Consider the following 22,950-nt stretch of genomic DNA (forward strand, 5'->3'; position numbering starts at 1 on the left):
GGTACTGTAATGGTCTCACGCGTATATTGAGTCCATCAACCTCTCTTGGCCGCCCTCCACACAGGGCTATGGTCACGGCCTGCGGCCTCACCGGCTGCAGACCACACTGTCGCAATTGCCCGCCAGCCCACACAGGCAAACCGGTCGCGACACAATAAGCCCACCTGCTGGTGCATGGTTGCAGCGCCTTGTGCGCCGCAACGATTGCATCCCGAGCCCCAAGCTCGGGCCGGCACATGCCCGACAACGGCGTGAGAATGCACACCGGCCAGCCCTGCCCGGGCTGGAAACGTAGAGATCGAGTACTGTTTTATGACAACCTGGACGCTGGCAGAACGTGCTGCCAAGATGAATTCCTCCGCCATCCGCGAGATCCTCAAGCTGACCGACCGCCCCGGCATCATCAGCATGGCTGGCGGCCTGCCTTCCCCCAAGGCCTTCCCCCTGGACGCGTTCACCGAAGCCTGCCAGACCGTGATGCAGCGTGACGGCGCCGCGGCCCTGCAGTACTCGACCACCGAGGGCTTTGCCCCGCTGCGCCAGGCGATTGCCGACTTCCTGCCCTGGAGCGTCGATCCCGAGCAGATCCTGATCACCACCGGCAGCCAGCAGGCACTGGACCTGATCGGCAAGGTGTTCCTGGACAAGGGCAGCCGTCTGCTGGTCGAAAAGCCCACCTACCTGGGCGCCCTGCAGGCCTTCACCCCCATGGAGCCCGTGGCCGTGGGCGTGGACAGTGACGACGAAGGCATGCTGATCGAGGACTTTGCCAAGCAGATCGGCAGCGGCGCCGACAAGGCCCGACTGGCCTATGTGCTGCCCAACTTCCAGAACCCCACTGGCCGCACCATGAGTGATGCGCGCCGCCAGGCTCTGGTCGACAAGGCCAGGGAGCTGGACATTCCCCTGATCGAGGACAACCCCTACGGCGACCTCTGGTACGAACAGGAGCCCCCTCTGCCCCTGGCTGCACGCAACCCCGAGGGTGTGATCTACATGGGCTCGTTCTCCAAGGTGCTGGCCCCCGGCCTGCGCATCGGCTTCATCGTCGCGCCCAAGTCCGTGTACGGCAAGCTGACCCAGGCCAAGCAGGCTGCCGACCTGCACACCCCCAGTTTCAACCAGCGCGTGGTGGCCGAAGTCATCAAGGACGGTTTCCTGGATCGCCATGTGCCCACCATCCGCGCCATGTACAAGGCCCAGCGCGATGTGATGCTGATGGCCCTGGAGCGCGAAATGGCCGGCCTCGACGTGAAGTGGACACGTCCCGTGGGCGGCATGTTCCTCTGGGTCAAGCTGCCTGCGGGCATGGACGCCCAGGCCCTGCTGGCCAAGACCGTGGAGCGCAATATGGCTTTCGTGCCCGGCGCGCCCTTCTACGCCGGCGATGCACAGAACAACACGCTGCGCCTGTCGTATGTGACGGTGTCTGCCGAGCAGATCAACGTCGGCATCAAGTCCCTGGCCGAGGCCATCAAGGCCAGCTTGTGATCTGAAGCCCCCCCTGAGCGGCTTTGCCGCCTCCCCCTCTCTGGCGCTTTGCGCCGGAGGGGGACGACAGCCTCGGTGCGCGGCGGCGCTTCCTCGCTGTCTCTGATACCCCATGGCATGTGCAATGCCTCATCAACCGGCCCTGCGCCGGTTTTTCTTTTTGCCGACAATCGCTGCCCATGTCTGTCTCCGCACATAACAGCCCTATCTCCCGTCCCTATATGACTGTGGACGTGTTCACGCCCACCGCGCTGCTCGGCAACCCCGTGGCCGTGGTGCTGAACGCCGATGGCTTGAGCGATGCGCAGATGCAGGCCTTTGCGCGCTGGACCAATCTGTCGGAAACCACCTTTGTGCTGCAGCCCACGCCCGAGGGGCTGGCTGCGGGCGCCGACTACCAGCTGCGTATCTTCACGCCCGCGGGCGAACTGGCTTTTGCCGGCCACCCCACGCTGGGCAGCTGCCATGCCTGGCTGGCCCAGGGCGGCCAGCCACGCAACCCCGAGCAGGTACTGCAGGAATGTAGAAAAGGCCTGGTCGCCATTGGCTGCGATGCGCAAGGCGCTCTTTTTTTCGAAGCCCCCTCACTCGACTCTCAGGAGATTTCCGAAGAGGAACTGGCACCCGTGCTGCAGGCTCTGGGCCTGCAGCGTGAGCAGTTGCTGATGGCACGCAGCCTCTACAACGGCTCGCCCTGGCTGGGAATGCTGCTGGACCACCCCGATACGGTTCTGAGTGTGGAGCCAGACTTTGGCGCACTCAAAAAGCTGGGTGCCAAAGCCGGTCTGGCGGCCATTTATGAGGTGGCAGAGGATGCCCCGCTGATTGGCCGCTCCAGCCGCGAGGCCCGCGCTTTTGCCAAGCAGGCGGAAGAAGCAGCTCAAGAAAAAGTGACCTCAGCGCAACCACGTCTGGAAGTGCGCGCCCTGATCGGCGATACCGCGAGCGAAGACCCTGTCACCGGCAGCCTGAATGCAGCGCTGGCCCAATGGCTGACGGGCGAGGGTCTGCTGCAGACTCCCTATATCGCCGCGCAAGGCGTATGCGTGGGCCGTGACGGACAGGTTCATGTCCAGACCGCAGCCAACGGCAAGCTCTGGGTAGGCGGCCACACCGTGACCGTCACCTCAGGCCGCGTCCTGCTTTAAACCTCAGGGCCGGCTCAGAGCTGAACTGGCGTCATCCTGCAGATCTGGTCGGCCATGGTTTCGGCCTCCTGCGCGTTGTGCGTGACCAGAATCGCCGTCTGCCCGGTGGCCCGCAGAATGTCGCGGACCTCCAGCGTCAGGCGCTCGCGCGTGGCGGCATCGAGATTGGAAAATGGCTCATCGAGCAGCAGCAAGGCCGGGGACGGCGCCAGGGCCCGCGCCAACGCCACACGCTGCTGCTGACCGCCGGACAGCTCGTGCGGGAACTTGCTACCTGAATTCGCCAGCCCCACCACGGCAAGCAGCTCCTGCACACGCTTGTCGCGCTCTGGCTTGCCCATACGGCGCAGGCCGAAGCCCACGTTCTGCACGGCCGTCAAATGCGGGAACAGCCCGTACTCCTGAAACATCATGCCCACATGACGCTGCTCGGGAGGCAGATGCGTGCCGGGGCCGGAGAGCAATACCTCGCCCAGATGAATGCTACCCGCGCGCACCGGCTCAAAACCCGCAATCGCTCGCAGCACGGAGGTCTTGCCGCAGCCCGAGGGACCCAGCAGGCTGGCGATATGACCTGCAGGCACCTGCAGATCAAAGCCCTGCAGCACGGTGTGCAAGCCCTTGGGAGTGTCATAGCCCAGTTGCAGCTGCGCAATTTGTAGAGAGGCGGTCATGCAGTCACTTCATCACGACTTATGCAAAACGGGTTCAGGCAAGACGACTGCCTCGGGAGGCCGTCCGTTGCTGCATTCTTGTTTGCACAAGTCCTGTTCATCCTATTCATATTCAATAGCTGCTTGCGCAATACCCATAAGCGCTTGAGCCGATTTTCATGCATATTCATCGCTGACTACCCGACAGCTGGGCACGCGCCAGCAGCATGACGGGAACCAGCCCCGCGATCACAATGCACAGCGCGGCGATCGCGCCCTCCTCATAGGTGCCGCGCGCGGCTTCGGCATAGAGCCAGGTGGCCAGGGTATCGAAATCGGCCGGGCGCAGCAGCAAGGTGGCGGGCAGCTCCTTCATGGCGTCGACAAACACCAGCATGGCACTGGTGGCCATGGCGGGCCGCAGCAGCGGCAGATGCACGCGGCGCAGCGTGCCCAGGCGGCTTTCGCCCAGCAGGCGCGAGGCCTGCTCCAGCGTCGGCGGAATACGCACCAGCCCGGCCTCGATACCGCCCACAGGCATGACCAGGAAGCGAATCACGCAGGCAGCCACCAGCACAATGCCCTGCCCCATCAGCGGCAGGCCGTCCATACCGAACAGCTGGGCCAGCCCGGCGTCGAACGCCAACGCCGGCGTCAACAGACCGATGGCCAGCACCGTGCCCGGCACGGCGTAGCCCAGCGCCGCCAACTGCGCTGGCCAGCGTGACGGCGATCGCGTGCTGATGCCGGTGCGCGTGGCCCAGGCCACAACAAGACCCGCGGCCACCGCGATCACGGTCACGCCCAGCGCCAGTCCCAGCGTGTTGAGCAGACTGGAGACCAAGCCCTCGGACACGCCCGAGCCCTGCACCAGACGCTTGCCGCTTTCCCAGGCCAGATAGGCAGCTGGCGCAGCAAAGCCGATCAGCACCGGCAGACTGCAGGCCAGCGTGGCCAGCCAGGCCCTGCCTGCGGGCAGGCGGTGCGGCGCTATGGCCCGCATGCGCTGGGCCGAGCCAAAGCGCTGACGACTGCGGCCCTGACGCTCCAGCCAGACCAGGGCCACCACGGCCAGCAGCATGGAGCAGGCAATCTGCGCGGCACCAGCCAGATCGGAACGCGTGACCCAGGTGGTGTAGATCGACACCGTGAGTGTGTGCACCCCCAGAAACTCGGACGCCCCGATATCGTTGAGTGTCTCCAGCAGAGCCAGGCTCAGACCCACGACCAGCGCCGGTCGCGCCATGGGCAGGGCCACGCGCCAAAAAGCACCCCAGCGGGTCTCACCCAGCGAGCGTGCAGCCTCCATAAGATGCGCCGGCTGGGTCATGAACATGGAGCGCGCCGTCATGTACACATAGGGGTAGAGCGTGAAGCCCAGCACAAAGATCGCACCGCCCATGGACCGTAGATCGGGCAGGCGCCACTGGCGCGGGCTGTCGTAACCCAGCAACCAGCGCAGCGCGCCTTGCACCGGGCCTATGGGGTGAAGCAGGTCCAGATAGGCAAAGGCCACGATATAGGCCGGCATGGCCAGCGGCAGCAGCAGCGCCCAGTGCAGCCAGCGCCGCCCCGGAAAATCACAGGCCGTCACCAGCCAGGCACAGCCCGTGCCCACCACCAGCACCACCAGGCCCACCCCGCCCAGCAGCCAGGCCGTATTGGCAGCGGCATCGGGCAGCACATAGCGCAGCAGATCCTGCCAGTGCGCCCAGTCCGCCCCCAGCGCCAGCCAGGCCAGCGAGGCAATGGGCGCAAACACCCCCAGCGCAATCAACCAGCTTGCGCCCTGCCACACCGGCCCGACGGGTCTGAGCCCTGAACGAAGATAAGAAAACATCAAGACAAAACGATCACGGCAAGACCAACGCCCAGAAACAGACATGCCCCAGCAAAGGGGCTCAAACAGGAGCGCAATGCTAAAACAAGCATGCTCCTAAGCAAGGGACAGCAAGCAAGGGCCGCCCCGCAGCGAGGCTGTCGTCCCCTCCCCTAGCGCGCAGCGCGTAGAGAGAGGGGAAGCGGCGAGGCCGCCCAGGCAAAGCCGCTCAGGGGTGTTTACTTGTCAAATCCCACCTTGTCGACCAGCACGCTGGCAGCCTTGCGGTGCTTGGCAATCTCTGTCAGCGGCAGCGGATCGATCTTGATCTCGCCAATGCTCTGGGCCACCACGGGGTCCAGCGCCACGCCCTTGCGCACAGGGTGCTCGTAGTTGGCCTGGGCGTACATATTCTGAGCCGGTTCGGAGACCAGGAACTCCAGCAACTTCACGGCCTGATCGCGGTTGGGCGCGTGCTTGGCCACCGAGGCGCCGCTGATATTGATATGCGTGCCGCTCTTGGGATCGTTGAAAGTAGGCTTGACGACCTTGATGGCATCGCCCCACTTGCGTGCGTCCGTACCTTCCTTGGCCGCCTTCATATGGCCCACGTAATAGGTGTTGGCCAGGCCCACATCGCAGATGCCGCCCAGAATGTCACGCGCCACGTCGCGGTCGCCCCCGGTGGCCTTGCGCGCCAGATTGGCCTTGACGCCCTTGAGCCACTGCTCGGTCTTGGCTTCGCCGTCATGGGCGATCATGGCGGCGATCAGCGCCGTGTTGTAGGGGTGCTGGCCGGCACGGCTGCAGACCTTGCCCTTGAACTGGGGCTTGGCCAGGTCTTCATAGCGGAAGGCGCCGATCTTCATGTCCTTTTCGGCATACAGCACGCGGGCCCGCATGGACAGCGCAAACCACTGGTTGTCTGCGGCACGCAACTGAGCAGGAATGGCGGCTTCCAGAGTGCTGGACTTGACTGGCTGGGTCACGCCACCGTCCACCAGATCCAGCAGATTGCCGATATCCACCGTCATCAGCACGTCGGCAGGCGAGCGCTGGCCTTCAGCCTTGACGCGCTCCAGCAGGCCGTCCTTGACGAAGACCGTCTTCACGCCGATCTTGGTCTGCGCCGTGAAGGCAGCCAGCAAGGGCTGGATCAGAGCCGGTTCACGGGTGGTATAGAGCGTGATGTCCTCGGCGTGGGCGGACAGCGCAGGGGCGCACAGGCTGGCAACGGCGGCCAGTGCAAACAGGGGTCGTCGAAACATGGAGGGCTCCAGATGGTGAACAGGCATAAAAAAACACGCTCCACCTCGAAACCGACAAGCCTCCTGCCAGCCAAGTGCAAGAGATCCGTGAACCAGTACCGAAAGCGGAGCGTATTTTTTATGTTTTTGAGAATCGCTCTCAACTATCTTAACCGAGCAGCACACCCTGTCCGTGCGCCAATCCTGACGACGGTTGCGGAAATGCCCGCCCTTGTGCTGTCACCCAAGCGCCAGCAGGTCGCAGGCATGACAGCGCCGCAAGCGGGCAAGGCCCAACATCCGCGCCATGGGAAACCTCTACCTTGTGCGCCATGGCCAGGCCTCGTTTGGCGCGGATGATTACGACCAGCTCAGCCCACGCGGCCAGGAACAGGCGGTGCGTCTGGGTGAATACTGGCGTGAGCGAGGTCTGAAGTTCGACGCCGTCTATGCAGGCACGCTCAAGCGCCATCAACAGACGCTGGCCGGGATAGTCCAGGGCCTTGGCAGCGCTTCAGGCCTTGAGGCACAAAGCCGGTCCGGACTCAACGAGTACGACAGCGAAGCCCTGCTGCGCGCCATCCACCCGGCCCCCCTGCCAAGGCCCGATACGCCCGAGCTGTACCGCCATCATTTCCGTCTGCTGTGCGACGCACTGGCGCAATGGATGGGAGGCACCATCAGCCCGCAGGGCATGCCCGACTGGAACGGCTTTGCGGACGGCGTGCACCAGGTGCTCGAGGAGATACGCCACCAGCACAGCGGCCAGAACGTGCTGCTGGTCAGCAGCGGCGGCCCCATCTCCACTGCCGTGGGCCAGGTGCTTGGCACCGCGCCCGAGGTGACCATCGCCCTCAATATGCGGCTGCGCAATATTGCAGTAACCGAATTCAGCATCAGCCCCAAGCGCTTGATGCTGCAAAGCTTCAACACGCTCAACCATCTCGATAGCGCCGAATACAGAAGCTGGATCACCAGCGCCTGATCCCCTTCAGGCCAGGAGCCAGCCAACGCAAAGTGCTACAAAGCCGCAATGGACTCCATCTTTCTCAGTCTTGGCGATACGGCGCTGACACTTGACATAGGCGCACAGCAGCACCGCCTGCCCATCGGCATTGCCACCCTGGTCAAGGCCTTTGCCCAGCGCATGCCCAATGCGCTGATGCTGGAAAACGCGATTGCCGATGTGGAGGATACCGTCATGCCGGCCGGACGCTGGCTGCCTGCAGGTGCCAGCATGCTGAAAACGGCAGACCCGCTGCTGCGGCAATTGATACACAGTGCCACCGCCGACCCGCAAGCCATACAGGCCTCGCGCGAGGCGATCGAGAATATGTTCGAGTTGCTGGCACGCCAGGCCCAGCAGCCCGGCCATGCCGACCCGCAGCTGCCGCAGACCGCTGAACATGCGGCGGCCCTGCTGATATTGCGCGAGGTCATGCATCACTGGGGGCTGACTGCCCTGCAAGCAAGCGGTAACTAGCCATACCTGCGCGGCATAGCAGACAGAACGCTTTGCGGCTGCCTCCGGGCATCTTTCGGCGGCACACTCTCTGGATAAAAAGTTTCAGACAGAAGGACAAGCATGAAACGCCGCAGTTTTACCCAATCCCTGATCAGTGCCGCAGCGGGGGCTGCCCTGCTGAGCGGATTAGCCACCACCGCCCAGGCCGAAGGCCTGTCCAACCGCCCCATCCGCATCGTCGTACCCTTTGGTGCCGGCGGCGTGGCCGATGTGACGGCCCGTGTGGTGGCGCAGCAGCTGTCCACCCAGCTCGGCCAGCCCGTGGTCATAGACAACAAGCCCAGCGCGGGCGGTATCGTGGCGGCCGACACCGTGGCCAAGGCTGCGCCCGACGGACATACGCTGTTTCTCATGTCCAACGGCAGCGCCGTCACGGTGAATCTGTTCAACAGTCTGCCCTTCGACATGGTCAAGGACCTGACGCCCATCTCCACGCTGGGCTACTTTGACATTGGCGTCATCACCGATGCCAAGTCGCCCTTCAAGAACCTGGGCGAGCTGGTGAGCTATGCCAAGGCCAATCCCGGCAAGCTGAATCTGGGCAGCATCAATGTGGGCAGCACCCAGCACCTGGCGGCCGAGCTGTTCAAGACCACGGCCGGCATCGATGCGCAGATCGTGCCCTTCAACGGCACGCCCGCCGTGGTGACGGCGCTGCGCGGCAAGCAGATCGATGCGGCCGTGGAAATTCTCACGCCCATCATGGGCCAGATCAATTCCAAGGCCGTGAACCTGCTCGCGGTGACGGGCGAGAAGCGCTCGCCACTGCTGCCCAATGTGCCCACGGCCCAGGAATCCGGCGTCAAGGGCTTTGTGGCCTCGTCCTGGAATGCGCTGGCTGCGCCCTCCAAGACACCAGCCCCCGTGATCGCGGGTCTGAACAAGGAAATCAACGCCGCCGTCAACAACCCCGAGGTCGCCAAGAAGCTGCGCGAACTGAATGTGCAGGCCCAGGCCAGCACCCCCGAGCAGACCGCCAAGCTGCTGCAGTCGGAAATCAAGCGCTGGGGCGATGTCATCACCACGGCCAAGATTCCGAAACAGTGATACTGATAGCTATGCTTTCAGTAGCTTATAGCGATTGATAGCATTGATTTTCAATACAAAACAGCCTGCAAATGCAGGCTGTTCTTGCGTAAAAAGCTCCTGAATTCAAAGCGGCTGTGGTTGATTTCCCACCGTGCTCAGGGGAAGGTCATGAATTTCGCCCAGCAACCTGACCAGGCCCTGAGCCGATGAACGCACCATGGCCGCGCCACGCTCGGCCGTCGCGGCGGCGGAGTTGCCCACGGCTCCGGCCGGGTTGTAGTCCTCGATGGCCCAGCCCAGCTTGGCGCTGCGGCCATTGCCGATGAAGTGGTATTTGCCGGCCCGCTGCTCAGAGCTGGAAGCGAAGTTCTGCGCACGCTCCATATGCACGGTCTCGGGCGCCAGGTGCAGCAGCATCGAGGTCTCCACTTCGCCGCCGTGAATGCCGAAGCGATGCTCATGCGCGCAGAACTGCTGGTTGGCCGCATCGTCCACCAGCCCGAACCAGCTGGCGCTGTAGACCAGCAGGCCATGCCGGATGCGCAGCTCGCGCGCAACGATGTCCATCACGCTGACCTGGCCACCATGACCGTTGAGCAGCAGCAGCTTTCTGATGCCGGCGCGCGCCACGCAGGCGCCCAGCTCCGTCCACAGTGCAATCAGCGTGGCCGGCTGCAGGCTCAAGGTGCCCGCATAGTGCGTATGCTCGACCGAAAAACCGATGTTCTGCGGCGGCAGAAACAGCACCGGCAGCTCAGCGGGCAGTTGCGCCAGAGCGGCATCGATGACGCCCTCTATCAGGCTGGCATCCACCGACAGCGGCAGATGCGGCCCATGCTGCTCCACTGCCGCCACGGGCAGCACGGCCACGGTATCGGCGGCCAGACCATTGCTCTGGGCCAGGGCAAAGTCATGGGCCGAGGCCTGGGCCCAGAAGCGTGACGGCCAGCGGGGAAGCGCGCTTGCGAGAGTGGTCGGGGTATTGCTCATGGCCATCATCGTAGCTGCGCCAGCGCTCCGAAACCACCTCCTGCCCCGGATTCCGGGCCCACCGCCCGTCAACCGCTACCGGCCGACATGCCCCACAATGGGCCGATGCCTGAAGCCTCCGCCAGCGCCCCACGCCAGAGTGCGCGCACCGCCAACTCCAAGCCCCAGACACGCGACCTGACCCAGGGCCCGATTGCCAGCACCTTGCTGGTCTTTGCCCTGCCGATCCTGGCCGGCAATGTGCTGCAGTCGCTCAACGGCTCGGTCAATGCCATCTGGGTCGGCGGCCACCTGGGCGAGGCCGCGCTGACGGCCACCGCCAATGCCAACAACGTGATGTTTGCGCTGATCGGCGCGGTGTTCGGCATCAGCATGGCGACCAATATCCTGATTGCCCAGAGCATGGGGTCGAAAAACATCGCGCAAGCCAAACGTGTGCTTGGCACCAGCGCGACGTTTTTTGGTGTTGTCTCGCTGCTGATTGCCCTGCTGGGCTGGCCGCTGTCGCGCCATCTCATGCTGTGGATGAGCACACCCGAAGCAGCGCTGCCGCTGGCCGAGGCTTATCTCAAAGTCATCTTTCTGGCCATTCCGCTGCTGTTCATGTTCAGCTTTGTGACGGCGGCCCTGCGCGGCGCGGGAGACACCCGAACGCCGTTCTGGTTTCTGCTCGTCGTCGTGGCGCTGGACATGGCCCTCAACCCGCTGCTGATCTTTGGCTGGGGCCCCGTGCCGCGCATGGGTATCCAGGGCTCGGCCGTGGCCACGCTGATTGCCAATGCCGTGAGCTTTTTTGCCCTGCTGGGATGGCTGCGCCTGCGCCGCCATCCCTTGTGGATAGGTCGCCGGCAGCTGGGACTGTTCAAGCCCGATCTGACGATTGTGCGCACTCTGGTGGTCAAGGGCCTGCCCATGGGCGTGCAGATCGTGATGATCTCGCTGGCCATGATCGCCATGATTTCCATGGTCAACGAGCATGGCGTGCAGACGGCATCCGCCTATAGCGCAGCGCTGCAACTGTGGACCTATGTGCAGATGCCGGCCATGGCCATAGGCGCGGCCTGTTCGTCCATGGCGGCGCAGAACGTGGGGGCGGGCCTCTGGCAGCGTGTCAGCGCCACGGCCAATGCAGGCATGCTGGGCAACCTCTTGATGACGGGCAGCCTGATCGTCCTCATCGTGCTGCTGGACCGCCATGTGCTGGGCTGGTTTCTGCCCGGCGGCAGCCCCTCGCTGGAAGTGGCCCGCCATCTCAACCACATTGCCATAGGCTCCTTCCTCTTCTTCGGCGTGACCTTTGTGCTGGCCGGCGTGGTGCGTTCGACGGGTGCTGTCATGGCGCCGGTGCTCATCCTGGCAATTGCCATGTGGGGCATACGCGTGCCCGTGGCGCGCTGGCTGCAACCCGTGATGGGCGTGGATGCCATCTGGTGGAGCTTTCCCATCAGCTCCGTCTGCTCCATGCTGATGATGCTGGCCTATTACCGCTGGGGCCACTGGCGCCAGGCGCATATGCTGCCGGCTGCAGCCCAGGCCCCGGCACAGCCCGCAAGGACGAAGGCGCAGGCCCAGACGGCAGAGGAACTCCAAGCACAGGCCCCCGTGGACAGCGATGCGCTGATGGCCAGTGCCGAGCCTTGCAAGCGCATCGCCATCCCGGCCGAGGTGGGCGGGCAGCCGCCCAGCTCCGTCGCCAACCTGGCCGCGGAGGCCGGATCTGCTTCGCGCGAAGCTAGCCCAGGGTGATGCCTGTTTCCTTGACGATGCGCTTCCAGCGCTCATGGTCGGCGGCAATGAGCCGACCGAACTCCTGGGGCGTGCTGCGCCGCGGCATGTAGTTGTAGCCGGCAAGCCTGGCCAGCACATCAGGCATCTGCATGATCTTGTCCATCTGCTGGGCCAGATAGCCCACGATGTCCTGAGGCGTACCCTTGGGAGCCAGCAGCCCCGACCAGGAATTGAAATCCATGCCCGCTATGCCCAGCTCGCGCAGCGTGGGCAGCTGCGCAAAGGCCGGTACACGCTGGGGCAGCAGCACGGCCAGGGCCTTGACCTTGCCAGCGCGAATCATCTCCACCGAGGTGAAGGAGTCGAACGAGAAGTCCACCTCGCCCGCCACCACGGCCTGCATCTGCGGGCCCGTGCCCTTGTACTGGGCATTCACGATGCCCGGTGCCTCGATCACTTTCTTGAACTGCTCGGTGATCAGCGAAATCATGCTGCTGCCCGAGGAGGCGCTCAGCGGCTTGCCCTGCTTGGCCATGGCCGTCAGCTCCTGCATGCTGTTGACGGGCAGGTCCTTGCGCGCAATCACCACAAAGCCCACATCGCACAGATGGCTGATGGGCTCGAAGCTGGCCAGCGCCTCGTAGCCGGTCTTGTAGAGCACTGGGCTCAGGGTCTGCGCTCCCGCCGTGTTCATCAGCAAGGTATAGCCGTCGGGTGCTGCGCGGGCCGCCAGCTCGGAGCCTATGACGCCGTTGGCGCCACTCTTGTTGTCGACCACGAAGGACTGGCCCGCAAGTTCACCCAACTTCTGCATGGTCAGCCGGGCCACGACGTCGGTGGTGCCACCGGCCGGAAACGGCACGATGACTCGTACCGGCTTGTCCGGATAGCCGGGCGCAGCGGCCGCATGCCAGGGCAGCGCGGTGGCAGCACAGGCAGCCGAGGTGGCAAGAAAGCGGCGGCGTGAAGTATTCACCATAATGCTTGTCTCCTGTAATTGCCCGGCAACGGACTCCTGCGACCGGCTCCGGCTGCGGGCTGTTTGAGCCTTGCAGGCCGAACCATGATGGAGTCCGCCCGCGCCTTCTGTCCAATACCATGCGCCTATGCAAGCATTGGTTTTGCCAATCGGCCGCCCCCGTGCAGGGAACCAAAAACACCGCTACAGACTCCCACCGTCCGCCATGTCTTCTCAAGCCCTTTCCCTGACCACCGGACCCCGCCGCCTCTCGCAGCGCCTTTCACTCTGGCTGATGCTGGCGCTGGCCGTCTGGGCCTGTGCTTTTGCCACCGGCGCTGGCGCGCAGATCCTGCTGAAGAATGCGGCTTCGGGTGCCGCCACCGTGCAGACGCCGCGCGTGCAGGCCGAGCTGGTGGCCCAGGCCCCCGAGGGCATCACCGCCGGTCAGGTCTTCTGGCTGGGGTTGAAGATCACCCACCAGCCCGAATGGCATACCTATTGGAAAAATGCTGGCGATTCGGGCCTACCCACCGTGCTGCAGTGGCAACTGCCTCCGGGCCTGGAGGCCGGCCCCATCGCCTGGCCGCTGCCTCATGCGCTGCGCGTGGGCCCCCTGGTCAACTATGGCTATGAGGACACGGTGCTGCTGCCGGTGCCCATCAAGGTCGCTGCCGACTTCAAGGCACCGGCCTCAGGCGTAGTGGATCTGGGCCTGGCCGCCGAATGGCTGGTCTGCCGCGTGGAATGCATTCCCGAGTCCGGCAACTTCCAGTTGCAGATCCCCGTTCAGGGCAGCAGCGCCCCTCACAGCCAGGCCTTTGTGCAGGCACAGGCCGGCCAGCCCCAGGCGCTGAGCCAGGGCGGCCAGGCCCTTGTCGAGTCCGGCAAGGCCGAAGGCACGAACCTGCCCGACGACCGAGTGACGCTGCGCATACCCGGACTGCCGGCCAGCCTCAAGGGCAAAACACTGGAGTTCTATCCCGAGAACGCCGACACCTTCAAACATGCCGCAGAGTCAGGCAAGGACTGGAAGCAGCACTGGGACGGAGAGGTCTGGGTGGGAGAGAACATGCCGCTGTCCGATATGCGCGGCGAAACCGCGGCGCAACTGGCCGTGGTGCTGGCCCTGCCGCCTGCTGAGCGCGCTGCCGCGCTGGAGCGCGGCGAAAGCGCTGGCTGGCGCAGCGAACTGGCCGTGCAGGGCCGATGGAGCGCCCCCGCACTGGCTGGCGTATCGCCGGCCCTGGCAGCGGCGCTGGAGGCCAACAAGACCGCTTCACAGCCCGTACCGGCAGGCAATACGGCCAGTGCAGGCAGCCTCTGGGCGGCCCTGCTGGGCGGCCTGATCGGCGGCCTGATCCTCAATCTCATGCCCTGTGTGTTTCCCGTACTGGCCATCAAGGTGCTGGGCTTTGCGGGCCATGGCCAGAACCGCCAAGCCCAGAGGCTGGGCGGGCTGGCCTATACCGCCGGCGTGGTGCTGTCCTTTGTGGCACTCGGCGCACTGCTGCTGGGCCTGCGCGCGGCCGGCCAGCAGCTGGGCTGGGGCTTCCAGCTGCAGTCGCCCGTGGTCGTGTCGCTGCTGGCGGCGCTGTTCACCGTGCTGGGGCTGAATCTGGCCGGACTGTTCGAGTTCGGCAGCCTGCTGCCCAGCAGCATTGCCAGCGCCCAGGCGCGCAACCCGGTGCTGGACTCCTTTCTCTCCGGCGTGCTGGCCGTGGCGATTGCCTCGCCCTGCACGGCGCCCTTCATGGGGGCCTCGCTGGGCTTTGCCATCGATATGCCTGCGGCGCAGGCACTGACAGTGTTTGCCGCACTCGGCGTCGGCATGGCCCTGCCCTATCTGCTGGCCAGCTTCGTGCCTGCCGTCGTGGGCTGGCTGCCGCGGCCCGGCCCCTGGATGCAGACCTTCCGCCACGCCATGGCTTTCCCCATGTTTGCCACCGTGGTCTGGCTGGTCTGGGTGCTGGGCCATCAGGGCGGCATGGATGCCGCTGCGGCCCTGCTGGCCCTGCTGCTGGTGCTGGCCGCGCTGATTTGGGCCCTGGGCCTGCGCGGCAAGAGCCGCATCAGCCTCGGCGCTCTCGCCCTGCTGCTGGCCGCGGGCGTGGCCTATTACGCCCTGCCGCTGATCAAGGCCGAGCCTGCGGGCCAGGCTCAAACACAGGCCGGCGAACTCTGGCAACCCTGGTCGGCAGACAAGGTTCAGTCTGCCCATGCCTCGGGCCAGCCGGTGTTTGTGGACTTCACGGCCGCTTGGTGCGTGACCTGCCAGGTCAACAAGCGCACCACGCTCAGCAATGCCGAGGTGCTTGCGGCCTTTGCGCAGCACCAGGTGCAGCTGCTGCGCGCCGACTGGACGCGCCAGGACCCGGCCATCACCCAGGCACTGCAATCGCTGGGGCGCAGCGGCGTCCCCGTCTACGTGCTGTACCTGCCCGGCAAGCAGCCTGTGGTGCTGAGCGAGCTGCTCTCCAAAAGCGAGGTGCTTGACGCACTCAAACAGATCTAGGCCATTACCGCGCGCAAAGCATGACGCAATTCAGGCTGGCGCCACTTCCTCGTGCAGGCAGAGGTAGTTACCCTCGGTGTCCTTGAACCAGGCGGCTTTCTCGGACCCCAGCACGCAGACATGGTTGACGGTCTTGAAGTCGGGGAAGTCGTAGTCCTCAAACACCACACCCCGGCTTTTCAGTTCCCGAATGCTGGCAACGATATCGGGCACCCGAAAGCTGATGGCCGTGTGCTCGGCCTTGGTGCCGCCAGGCTTTGGAAACAGGGCCAGCGCACTGCCGCCAACCAGGTAGACAAACTTTCCATCGGGCCGCAGCTCTCCTGGCTGCAGACCCAGGCTTTCTTCGTAGAAAGCACGAGCACGCGCCATATCCATCACCGGCAGCATCGTCGTCACAGCAGAATGGCTCAGCATAAGAACTCCTTTGCCCGGCGCTGCGGGGTCATGGCCCTGAGTCGAGCAGACCAAGCTTAGCCCCAGGGGTGAGCAGATGCCAGCCCCGGCAAGCTCAATGAACCTGGCGCAATCAACTTTACGACTGGGCACATCGGCCTCGCCTTGGAGTGGAGCGCGACTTCAAGCAGGCGCATAGTGCCTATGGCACAAACCAGGCAAAAGCTCTAGACTGGAACTGCCCACAAGCCAGGCGCAACCGCAGTTTCCAGCCCTTGCCAGCCTTGCACGCGTTGACCACTGCGGACTGCCTGAACTGCACAGGAGGTAAGCCATGCATGCCAACCTTATCCACCAGCCGTCTCACAAACGTCTTTGCCTGTTGCGTGCACTGGCGCTGGCCAGTCTGGCAATCGCCGGTCTGGCCCTGCCTTTTGCCTGGGACATCCTGGCCAGCATCAACAGCATGCCCAAGATGCACTGGTTGCAACAGGCACTGGCGCAGGCTCCTGCCTTCAGTTGGCTGATGATGTTTGTCTGGGGCGGAGCCATACCGTTGGTCTTGCTCAAGAACATGGACCAGACGCCGTCGCACAAGCTTCGCACCACGGTGGTGATGCTGGTCCTGATGTGGATCGCCGTCACCTGGTATGTGCACATGCCGGCCAGCAATCAGTGCAGCGCGCTTTATGGGTCCTGGGATTGGGCCTGCTCGGTTCTGCAATGGGGCTACAGCATGAGTCTGGTGCTGTCCATTGCAGCCTATGCCTTCCTCATGCTGGGCCTGATGGTTACGGCGCTGGGCCTGTTTGCCGAAGGCCTGGAAGATGAGCCCAGCCACGCGGCATGACCCGTCCCGCCATCAAAAAAGCCTGTGGCATGGCCACAGGCTTTTTGCTTTCTGCTCTCGCCTCAGGCCTTCATGCGCCCGAACAGTCGACGGTAGCGAGAGGGTAGATCCTGCATGCGCATCATGATGGGCAGATCGGCCGTATTGAAGTCGCTGTCCCAGGCCGGCGCCCCCAGCACCTTGGCACCGGCACGCAGATAGCCCTGGATCAGCGCTGGCGGCTCGACCTTCAACGCATCTGCCGAGACATTGCTGATATGCGCCAACTCCTCGGGCAGGGCTACTCGGGGGCGCACCTGCAGCTCGTGCTCGGCCAGATGGCTCTGGCGCAGTTGCTGCCAGATTCGTGCCGGACCTTCGCCATGGGCCAGGCCCGGGTACTGCATGGGAATGCTGGCGCAGCCCACCATGGCCTCGAGCCGGTTGCGCTGCATGAATTCGGCCAACGCCCCCCAGAGCGCCAGAATCACGCCGCCCTGGCGATGCTCCGCATGCACGCAGCTGCGCCCCAGCTCGACCATCTGTGCCCGCCAGGCGTTGATGGGCGAGAGATCGAATTCCTGATCGCTGTACAGACCGCCGGCACGCTGGGCCTGGGCAGGGGTCAGCAGACGGTAGGTGCCGATCACCTTGTTCTGCTCTTCATCGCAAACCATCAGATGCTCGCAGAAATCGTCAAAGACATCGATATCGTGGCCAGCCACAGGCGTCTGCAGCACAGCGCCCATTTCTTCGGCAAAGATCTGGTAACGTAGGCGCTGGGCCTGGCGAACCTCGTCCAGATGCCGGGCCCAGCGCACCTGCAGGCGCAAAGCAGGCGCTGCAGCGTGTGCGGGACTAGCGGGACGATGGGAAAGCGAGGGAGCCGATGACTGTGTCGTCGCGATGCTCTGGCCATTCAGCGCATCAAGAATCTCGGGATGCCTCATGTCTGCTTTCCTCCGGTGTTGGACGCAGTTGGCGGCCTGCCTGTGCCACACGGTGTGTCTGCGTGGCGCCATTGTGGAAAACGCAGATGAAGCCTGCGCGACATTTGGATGACGTTTTCGTGACAAGGCCTTGCAACAGCTATACCTGCACAGAGAGCTGAATTGCCGCTCGGGATTGTGGTGAATGGGAAAGCCGGAGTGGGCGACAATCGGCATATGAGTTTCGCCCCCCTGACCAATGACACCTTCCTGCGCGCATGCCGTCGCCAGGCTACTGACTACACGCCCCTGTGGCTGATGCGCCAGGCGGGACGCTACCTGCCCGAGTACAAGGCCACCCGCGCCAAGGCCGGCAGCTTCATGGGCCTGGCCACCAATGTGGACTACGCCACCGAGGTGACCCTGCAGCCGCTGGATCGCTTCCCGCTGGACGCAGCCATTCTGTTCAGCGACATTCTGACCGTGCCCGACGCCATGGGCCTTGGCCTGTCGTTCGCCGAAGGCGAGGGGCCGCGCTTTGCCAAGGTCGTGCGCGACGAGGCCGCCGTGGCCGAGCTGGCCGTGCCCGACATGGACAAGCTGCGCTATGTGTTTGACGCCGTCACCAATATCCGCAAGGTGCTCAATGGACGTGTGCCGCTGATCGGCTTCTCGGGCAGCCCCTGGACTCTGGCCTGCTACATGACCGAGGGCAAGGGCAGCGATGACTACCGCACCGTCAAGTCGCTGATGTACTCGCGCCCCGACCTGATGCACCGCATCCTGGAAGTCAACGCCGACAGCGTGGCTGCATACCTGAACGCCCAGATCGATGCCGGCGCACAGGCCGTGATGATTTTTGACAGCTGGGGCGGCGTGCTGGCCGACGGTGCTTTCCAGGAATTCAGCCTCGCCTATACCAAGCGCGTGCTGGCTCAGCTCAAGCGCACCGGCGTGGACGGCAGCGACGTGCCCCGCATCGTCTTCACCAAGGGTGGCGGCATCTGGCTGCCCGACATGAAGGACATCGACTGCGAAGTGCTGGGTCTGGACTGGACGGCCAATCTGGGCAAGGCGCGCGCCATTGTGGGCGGCGAGGTCGGCGGCACCGGCAAGGCGCTGCAGGGCAATATCGACCCGAATGTGCTGTTTGCCGCACCCGAGCAGGTCGCCGCCCAGGCGCGTGCCGTGCTGGACAGCTTTGGCAAGCCTCATACCGACAAGAGCACCACCGGCCCCACCCACATCTTCAATCTGGGTCACGGCATCAGCCAGTTCACCCCGCCCGAACATGTGGCCGCGCTGGTCGAAGCTGTGCACAGCCACTCGCGCCTGCTGCGCACAAAGGACTGACTCCCCTGCAACAAGTGCCTTCCCAGGCATTTGTTGCAGAACAACGGGCCTCAATCACCCGATAAAATCAAATGGTTATTGAGCGACAATTGCCGGTCTGAGATGCAGCAAAGCGGCAGCAAATCATTGATTTCAAATCACTAAATCTCAGACCCTGAAAAATTCGGCGCCAGCAGTGCCTGGCGCTTTTTTATTTTTTCATCCACCTTGGCATCGATTGACGGAAGTTATCCACATATGGATGCTTCAAGATAACTGCATACCTCATGGCTGCTGGCTCTAGTGCTATTTTTTGAGAAGTTAAGGACTTTGCACAGCGGTTTGGAAGCATTTAGGTTTAGGGAGCTTCTCGGTTGACAGTGACTCGCCGCCTGATTTATGCACAGATATGGCGAGGCAGACTCCCTGCCAACACTCTGCCAAAGCAAGCTCCTCATCGCCTCATAAATACATATAAGTCTTTGTTTTAAATAAATTAATTATTCAACCACTCAGCCATCCTGCCAGCTTACAAGCACGAACAGGACTTGCTCAGGCCTTTCGCGCACATTGTTTCTCACAAAGTTATCCACAGAACGCAAAGCCTTTGCAGGCCTCAAAATCTGCTATAGCTCTGAGGAACCGCGGCCTCTGCAGCGCCTTCCCCCGATCCAACTCCATGTCCCATATCGTTTACGTTGCCGTCCAGACCCCTGCCCACAGCGCCGTAGGTGATCTGTTGAGCTACGTTAGCGATGCATGGCTGGAGCCCGGCAGCTTGGCGCGCGTTCCTCTGGGAAAAAGAGAGTTGCTGGGTGTGGTCTGGGATACGCCCGCCGCCCCCGAAGCCATTCCAGACAGGGTGGAACTGCGCAGCATTGCCGGCCTGCTGCAGGGCATAGAACCGCTGAACCAGGCCTGGCGACGGCTGGTGGCTTTTGCCGCGCACTATTACCAGCGCAGCTTGGGCGAGATCGCCGTCACCGCCTTGCCGCCTCAGTTGCGCGATATGTCGCCCGAACAGCTGGCACGGCGGCTGGCTCCGCCCAAGACAGCCAAGCCGCCAGCCGGCAAGCGCAAGAAGGTACAAGCCGCTGAAGCAGCACAAGCGAGCACCGAGACGATGGCTCACACACCGGACGCCAGCAGCGCAACGCCTTTGCTCACCCTCAGTGCCGAACAATCGGCGGTCTTCGAGCAAATTGAGCAAAACCCCGGCCCGTTCCTGCTCTACGGCAGCACTGGCAGCGGCAAGACCGAGGTTTATCTGCGTGCAGTGCAAGCCGTGCTGGATGCCAACCCGGAGGCTCAAGCCCTGGTGATGGTGCCCGAGATCAACCTCACGCCTCAGCTGGAAGAGCGATTTGTCGCCCGCTTCGTGCCTCAGTACGGCAAGGACGCCGTAGTCAGCATGCACAGCGGCATGACCAACCCGCAGCGTCTCAAAAGCTGGCTGGCCGCTCACACGGGCCGCGCCCGCATCGTGCTGGGTACGCGCATGGCTATTTTTGCCAGCGTGCCGCAACTGGCGCTGATCGTAGTCGACGAGGAACATGACGCCAGCTACAAGCAGCAGGAGGGCGCACGCTATTCGGCACGCGATCTGGCCATCTGGCGCGGGCGCGATACCGGCGCCAAGGTCATACTGGGCAGCGCCACACCGTCGCTGGAGAGCTGGCATGCCTCGGAACCCGATGTCGGCCGCTACCTGCGCCTGCATATGCCCAGCCGTATCGGCGCGGCCGGCTCAGGCGCGGCCAGCCTTCCCAGGGTGAGAATGGTGGACATGGGCCAGCAGCCCAAACGCGCCGTGTTCTCGCCTCCGCTGATCGAGGCCATCACCGAGCGCGTCAAACGTGGCGAGCAAAGCCTGATTCTGCTCAACCGCCGCGGCTTTGCCCCCGTGCTGTTTTGCGCCGACTGCAACTGGAAGAGCGACTGCCCCCATTGCAGCGCTCACCAGGTCTTTCACAAGGGCGACCGCACGCTGCGCTGCCACCACTGCGGCTTTACCCAGCGCGTGCCGTTTGCCTGCCCCAGCTGCGGCAACCCCGACATCCTGCCGCTTGGCAAAGGCACGGAGCAATTGCAGGAAGAGCTGGAGCGGCTGCTGCGCAATGTGCAGCGCCCCGACGGCAATCCGGCCCGCGTGGCGCGCATCGACGCCGACACCACCAAGGCCAAGGGCAGCCTGGAGCAGCAGCTGGCCCAGGTGCATGCCGGCGATGTGGATGTGCTGGTAGGCACCCAGATGGTGGCCAAGGGCCATGACTTTCGGCGCATCACGCTGGTGGCGGCCGTGCAACCCGACAGCGCGCTGTACTCCAGCGACTATCGCGCCCCGGAGCGGCTGTTCTGCCTGCTGATGCAGGCCGCCGGGCGTGCCGGGCGCGACGCGCAATATGTGCAGGCACAGGGCAGCCATCCAGAGATGTGGATCCAGAGCCACGACCCGCAAAACGCCGTCTACACCGCACTGCGCAAGCATGACTACCCGGCGTTCGCCAGGCAGCAACTCAAGGAACGGCTGGATGCCGGCATGCCGCCCTATGCCTTTCAGGCCATAGTCCGGGCCGATGCACGCACCCAGGAAGCTGCCCAGGCTTTTCTGAATGCCGCCACCCAGGTCGCCAGAGAGGCCAAGCTGCCTTATCTGGACGAAGTGTTCATCTACCCGCCCATACCCATGGCGGTGCAGCGCGTGGCCAATGTGGAGCGCGCCCAGATGCTGCTGGAAGCCGGCAACCGCAGCGCCCTGCTGCGATTTCTCAATGCCTGGCAGCAGTATCTGCACTGGCTGCGCACGCTGCCCGAGCACAGGCCGCTGGTGCGCTGGCTGGTGGATGTGGATCCGCTCAGCATCTAAAGTCGTCTGAAATTTAAGGTTTTTAGCTCTTTAGCCCTTTACCCATAAGCGCTGACAGCTATCAATTTATATAAACCGCAGGCGCTTGGCAAATCCATCGGGATTTGCGCGAATGGGCAAGCCGGCATGGCTATTGCATGGTGTGAGGCTCGGCTCCACAAGAGGCCGTTTCATTCAATCACGGAGCACTACTTCATGCAAAAACAAGTCTTCCGCCAGAGCTTGCTGGCCGCCACCATTGCCGTTCTGGGCATTCTGTCCGTCCCCGGCGCAGCTCTGGCTCAGGATGCATCGCCTGCGGCCGCGCAGGCGGCCAAGGCGCAGACAGCCAAGCCCAATGTGGTGGTGCTGGCCACGGGCGGCACGATTGCGGGTGCCGGTGCCTCGACCGTCAACAGCGCCACCTACACGGCCGCCAAGGTACCTGTGGACAAGTTGCTGGCCGGCCTGCCCGAGCTGGCCCAGATCGCCAATGTGCGCGGCGAGCAGGTGTTCCAGATCGCTTCCGAGAGCTTCACCAACGACAATCTGCTGACCCTGGCCAAGCGCGTCTCGCAACTGGCCAAGCAGTCCGATGTGGACGGCATCGTCATCACCCACGGCACGGACACGCTGGCCGAGACGGCCTACTTCCTGAGCCTGACCGTGCACACCGACAAGCCCATTGCCGTGGTCGGCAGCATGCGTCCGGGCACGGCCCTGTCCGCCGATGGCGCACTGAACCTGGTCAATGCCGTCAGCGTGGCAGGCTCCAAGGACGCCCGGGGCAAGGGCGTCTTCGTCACCATGAATGACGAGATCAACACCGCCCGCGATGTGAACAAGGACATCAACATCCAGACTGGTGCCTTCAAGAGCCAGTGGGGTCCGCTGGGCATGGTGGTCGAGGGCAAGAACTACTGGTTCCGCGCGCCCGTCAAGCGCCACACCATGAACTCCGAGTTCAATATCGACAATATCGACAAGCTGCCTCAGGTGGACATCGTCTATGCCTACGGCAGCGTTCAGCCCACGGCCGTAAATGCCCTGGTCGATGCCGGCGCCAAGGCCATCGTCCATGCCGGCACCGGCAATGGCTCGGTGGCCGACCGCATGGTCAAGCCGCTGCAGGATGCACGCGGCAAGGGCGTGCTCATCGTGCGTTCGGCACGCGTGCCCTACGGCTTTGTGCTGCGCAATGCCGAGCAGCCCGACGACAAGTACGACTGGGTGGTCGCCCACGACATGCGCCCCGAAAAAGCACGCCTGCTGACCATGCTGGCGCTGACCAAGGGCGCCAACACCAAGGAACTGCAGCGGATGTTCTGGGAGTATTGATCAACTCCCCCTGAGGCGCTGACGCGCCTTCCCCCTCTCTCGCTACGCGGGAGGGGGACGACAGCCTCGCTGCGGGGCGGCCCTTGCTCGCTGTCTCTTTCGCAAGGGATCTGCATAAGCACGGGGGTTAAAAGCATGAAAAGCGGTTTGCGCAGGCTGGTCTTGCGCAAGCCGCTCT

Annotated in this window: 18 protein-coding genes; 11 read left to right on the forward strand and 7 right to left on the reverse strand. The window is 63.8% G+C overall.

Going from position 1 to position 22,950, the window contains the following annotated elements:
- Positions 1 to 312: 312 nt before the first annotated feature.
- Both Cth01_RS19925 and Cth01_RS19930 read left to right on the forward strand, forming a co-directional pair.
- A complete protein-coding gene (locus Cth01_RS19925; protein ID WP_045840172.1) occupies positions 313 to 1,491 on the forward strand; it encodes an aminotransferase-like domain-containing protein in 1,179 nt (392 codons plus the stop codon).
- A gap of 221 nt (positions 1,492 to 1,712) precedes the next feature.
- Positions 1,713 to 2,639, forward strand: coding sequence for a PhzF family phenazine biosynthesis protein (locus tag Cth01_RS19930; RefSeq protein WP_082085689.1), 927 nt, complete (start codon positions 1,713 to 1,715; stop codon positions 2,637 to 2,639).
- A gap of 14 nt (positions 2,640 to 2,653) precedes the next feature.
- Here Cth01_RS19930 and Cth01_RS19935 read toward each other — a convergent pair whose 3' ends face one another.
- The 3 genes from Cth01_RS19935 to Cth01_RS19945 form a co-directional block, all read right to left on the reverse strand.
- Positions 2,654 to 3,313 carry an ABC transporter ATP-binding protein gene (locus Cth01_RS19935; RefSeq protein ID WP_034353083.1) on the reverse strand — a complete coding sequence of 220 codons (660 nt, stop codon included), beginning with the start codon at positions 3,311 to 3,313 and terminating at the stop codon, positions 2,654 to 2,656.
- A gap of 166 nt (positions 3,314 to 3,479) precedes the next feature.
- Entirely contained in the window at positions 3,480 to 5,132 is a 1,653-nt protein-coding gene (locus Cth01_RS19940; RefSeq protein WP_045840174.1) for an ABC transporter permease, read from the reverse strand.
- A gap of 218 nt (positions 5,133 to 5,350) precedes the next feature.
- Positions 5,351 to 6,379, reverse strand: a complete 1,029-nt coding sequence (locus Cth01_RS19945) for an extracellular solute-binding protein (protein ID WP_034353197.1) — start codon at positions 6,377 to 6,379, stop codon at positions 5,351 to 5,353.
- A 286-nt stretch (positions 6,380 to 6,665) separates the two neighbouring features.
- Here Cth01_RS19945 and Cth01_RS19950 point away from each other — a divergent pair, with 286 nt between their 5' ends.
- The 3 genes from Cth01_RS19950 to Cth01_RS19960 all read left to right on the forward strand — a co-directional run bounded on the left by Cth01_RS19950 (position 6,666) and on the right by Cth01_RS19960 (position 8,930).
- A complete protein-coding gene (locus Cth01_RS19950) occupies positions 6,666 to 7,343 on the forward strand; it encodes a histidine phosphatase family protein (protein WP_045840175.1) in 678 nt (225 codons plus the stop codon).
- A gap of 48 nt (positions 7,344 to 7,391) precedes the next feature.
- The gene (locus Cth01_RS19955) at positions 7,392 to 7,841 is read left to right on the forward strand and encodes a hypothetical protein (RefSeq protein WP_045840176.1); all 450 of its coding nucleotides are present in this window, start codon (positions 7,392 to 7,394) and stop codon (positions 7,839 to 7,841) included.
- Positions 7,842 to 7,943: 102 nt separating this feature from the next.
- The gene (locus tag Cth01_RS19960) at positions 7,944 to 8,930 is read left to right on the forward strand and encodes a Bug family tripartite tricarboxylate transporter substrate binding protein (RefSeq protein WP_045840177.1); all 987 of its coding nucleotides are present in this window, start codon (positions 7,944 to 7,946) and stop codon (positions 8,928 to 8,930) included.
- A gap of 105 nt (positions 8,931 to 9,035) precedes the next feature.
- On the opposite strand, the gene Cth01_RS19965 is transcribed toward Cth01_RS19960, so the two are convergent.
- Positions 9,036 to 9,911 carry a creatininase family protein gene (locus Cth01_RS19965; RefSeq protein WP_045840178.1) on the reverse strand — a complete coding sequence of 292 codons (876 nt, stop codon included), beginning with the start codon at positions 9,909 to 9,911 and terminating at the stop codon, positions 9,036 to 9,038.
- A gap of 96 nt (positions 9,912 to 10,007) precedes the next feature.
- Between Cth01_RS19965 and Cth01_RS19970 the strand changes: the two genes are divergently transcribed.
- Positions 10,008 to 11,648 (forward strand): MATE family efflux transporter, encoded by a 1,641-nt coding sequence (locus tag Cth01_RS19970; RefSeq protein WP_045840206.1) that lies wholly within the window; start codon positions 10,008 to 10,010, stop codon positions 11,646 to 11,648.
- On the opposite strand, the gene Cth01_RS19975 is transcribed toward Cth01_RS19970, so the two are convergent.
- On the reverse strand, positions 11,635 to 12,609 hold the full coding sequence (locus tag Cth01_RS19975) for a Bug family tripartite tricarboxylate transporter substrate binding protein (protein ID WP_039050725.1): 975 nt from the start codon (positions 12,607 to 12,609) through the stop codon (positions 11,635 to 11,637). The two genes, Cth01_RS19970 and Cth01_RS19975, sit on opposite strands and share 14 nt — an antisense overlap.
- A gap of 205 nt (positions 12,610 to 12,814) precedes the next feature.
- Here Cth01_RS19975 and Cth01_RS19980 point away from each other — a divergent pair, with 205 nt between their 5' ends.
- On the forward strand, positions 12,815 to 15,103 hold the full coding sequence (locus Cth01_RS19980) for a protein-disulfide reductase DsbD family protein (RefSeq protein ID WP_045840179.1): 2,289 nt from the start codon (positions 12,815 to 12,817) through the stop codon (positions 15,101 to 15,103).
- A 30-nt stretch (positions 15,104 to 15,133) separates the two neighbouring features.
- On the opposite strand, the gene Cth01_RS19985 is transcribed toward Cth01_RS19980, so the two are convergent.
- Positions 15,134 to 15,520: a VOC family protein gene (locus Cth01_RS19985; protein ID WP_045840180.1), complete on the reverse strand. Its 387-nt coding sequence runs from the start codon at positions 15,518 to 15,520 to the stop codon at positions 15,134 to 15,136.
- Between the two features lie 313 nt (positions 15,521 to 15,833).
- On the opposite strand from Cth01_RS19985, the gene Cth01_RS19990 reads away from it, so the two are divergent.
- On the forward strand, positions 15,834 to 16,349 hold the full coding sequence (locus Cth01_RS19990; protein ID WP_034405273.1) for a hypothetical protein: 516 nt from the start codon (positions 15,834 to 15,836) through the stop codon (positions 16,347 to 16,349).
- A gap of 62 nt (positions 16,350 to 16,411) precedes the next feature.
- Here the strand turns inward: Cth01_RS19990 and Cth01_RS19995 are convergent, their stop codons facing one another.
- Positions 16,412 to 17,278 carry a GNAT family N-acetyltransferase gene (locus tag Cth01_RS19995; protein ID WP_045840181.1) on the reverse strand — a complete coding sequence of 289 codons (867 nt, stop codon included), beginning with the start codon at positions 17,276 to 17,278 and terminating at the stop codon, positions 16,412 to 16,414.
- Positions 17,279 to 17,494: 216 nt separating this feature from the next.
- Between Cth01_RS19995 and hemE the strand changes: the two genes are divergently transcribed.
- From hemE to Cth01_RS20010, 3 genes are all read left to right on the forward strand, one after another.
- Entirely contained in the window at positions 17,495 to 18,610 is a 1,116-nt protein-coding gene (gene hemE / locus Cth01_RS20000) for a uroporphyrinogen decarboxylase (RefSeq protein ID WP_045840207.1), read from the forward strand.
- Positions 18,611 to 19,268: 658 nt separating this feature from the next.
- Positions 19,269 to 21,455: a replication restart helicase PriA gene (gene priA, locus Cth01_RS20005; protein WP_045840182.1), complete on the forward strand. Its 2,187-nt coding sequence runs from the start codon at positions 19,269 to 19,271 to the stop codon at positions 21,453 to 21,455.
- Positions 21,456 to 21,650: 195 nt separating this feature from the next.
- Positions 21,651 to 22,772, forward strand: a complete 1,122-nt coding sequence (locus Cth01_RS20010) for an asparaginase (protein ID WP_045840183.1) — start codon at positions 21,651 to 21,653, stop codon at positions 22,770 to 22,772.
- Positions 22,773 to 22,950 lie beyond the last annotated feature (178 nt).

It is taken from the genome of Comamonas thiooxydans, assembly GCF_000964545.1.
In the GTDB taxonomy this organism is placed as follows: domain Bacteria; phylum Pseudomonadota; class Gammaproteobacteria; order Burkholderiales; family Burkholderiaceae_C; genus Comamonas; species Comamonas thiooxydans.

Excerpts from the sequence above, each read along its gene's own strand:
- Cth01_RS19995 (WP_045840181.1), bottom strand. The coding sequence starts at position 17,278 with ATGAGGCATCCCGAGATTCTTGATGCGCTGAATGGCCAGAGCATCGCG.
- Cth01_RS19990 (WP_034405273.1), top strand. The coding sequence starts at position 15,834 with ATGCATGCCAACCTTATCCACCAGCCGTCTCACAAACGTCTTTGCCTG.
- Cth01_RS20010 (WP_045840183.1), top strand. The coding sequence starts at position 21,651 with ATGCAAAAACAAGTCTTCCGCCAGAGCTTGCTGGCCGCCACCATTGCC.
- Cth01_RS19955 (WP_045840176.1), top strand. The coding sequence starts at position 7,392 with ATGGACTCCATCTTTCTCAGTCTTGGCGATACGGCGCTGACACTTGAC.
- Cth01_RS19930 (WP_082085689.1), top strand. The coding sequence starts at position 1,713 with ATGACTGTGGACGTGTTCACGCCCACCGCGCTGCTCGGCAACCCCGTG.
- Cth01_RS19925 (WP_045840172.1), top strand. The coding sequence starts at position 313 with ATGACAACCTGGACGCTGGCAGAACGTGCTGCCAAGATGAATTCCTCC.
- Cth01_RS19975 (WP_039050725.1), bottom strand. The coding sequence starts at position 12,609 with ATGGTGAATACTTCACGCCGCCGCTTTCTTGCCACCTCGGCTGCCTGT.
- Cth01_RS19960 (WP_045840177.1), top strand. The coding sequence starts at position 7,944 with ATGAAACGCCGCAGTTTTACCCAATCCCTGATCAGTGCCGCAGCGGGG.
- Cth01_RS19965 (WP_045840178.1), bottom strand. The coding sequence starts at position 9,911 with ATGATGGCCATGAGCAATACCCCGACCACTCTCGCAAGCGCGCTTCCC.
- hemE (WP_045840207.1), top strand. The coding sequence starts at position 17,495 with ATGAGTTTCGCCCCCCTGACCAATGACACCTTCCTGCGCGCATGCCGT.
- priA (WP_045840182.1), top strand. The coding sequence starts at position 19,269 with ATGTCCCATATCGTTTACGTTGCCGTCCAGACCCCTGCCCACAGCGCC.
- Cth01_RS19980 (WP_045840179.1), top strand. The coding sequence starts at position 12,815 with ATGTCTTCTCAAGCCCTTTCCCTGACCACCGGACCCCGCCGCCTCTCG.
- Cth01_RS19940 (WP_045840174.1), bottom strand. The coding sequence starts at position 5,132 with ATGTTTTCTTATCTTCGTTCAGGGCTCAGACCCGTCGGGCCGGTGTGG.
- Cth01_RS19950 (WP_045840175.1), top strand. The coding sequence starts at position 6,666 with ATGGGAAACCTCTACCTTGTGCGCCATGGCCAGGCCTCGTTTGGCGCG.
- Cth01_RS19970 (WP_045840206.1), top strand. The coding sequence starts at position 10,008 with ATGCCTGAAGCCTCCGCCAGCGCCCCACGCCAGAGTGCGCGCACCGCC.
- Cth01_RS19945 (WP_034353197.1), bottom strand. The coding sequence starts at position 6,379 with ATGTTTCGACGACCCCTGTTTGCACTGGCCGCCGTTGCCAGCCTGTGC.
- Cth01_RS19985 (WP_045840180.1), bottom strand. The coding sequence starts at position 15,520 with ATGCTGAGCCATTCTGCTGTGACGACGATGCTGCCGGTGATGGATATG.
- Cth01_RS19935 (WP_034353083.1), bottom strand. The coding sequence starts at position 3,313 with ATGACCGCCTCTCTACAAATTGCGCAGCTGCAACTGGGCTATGACACT.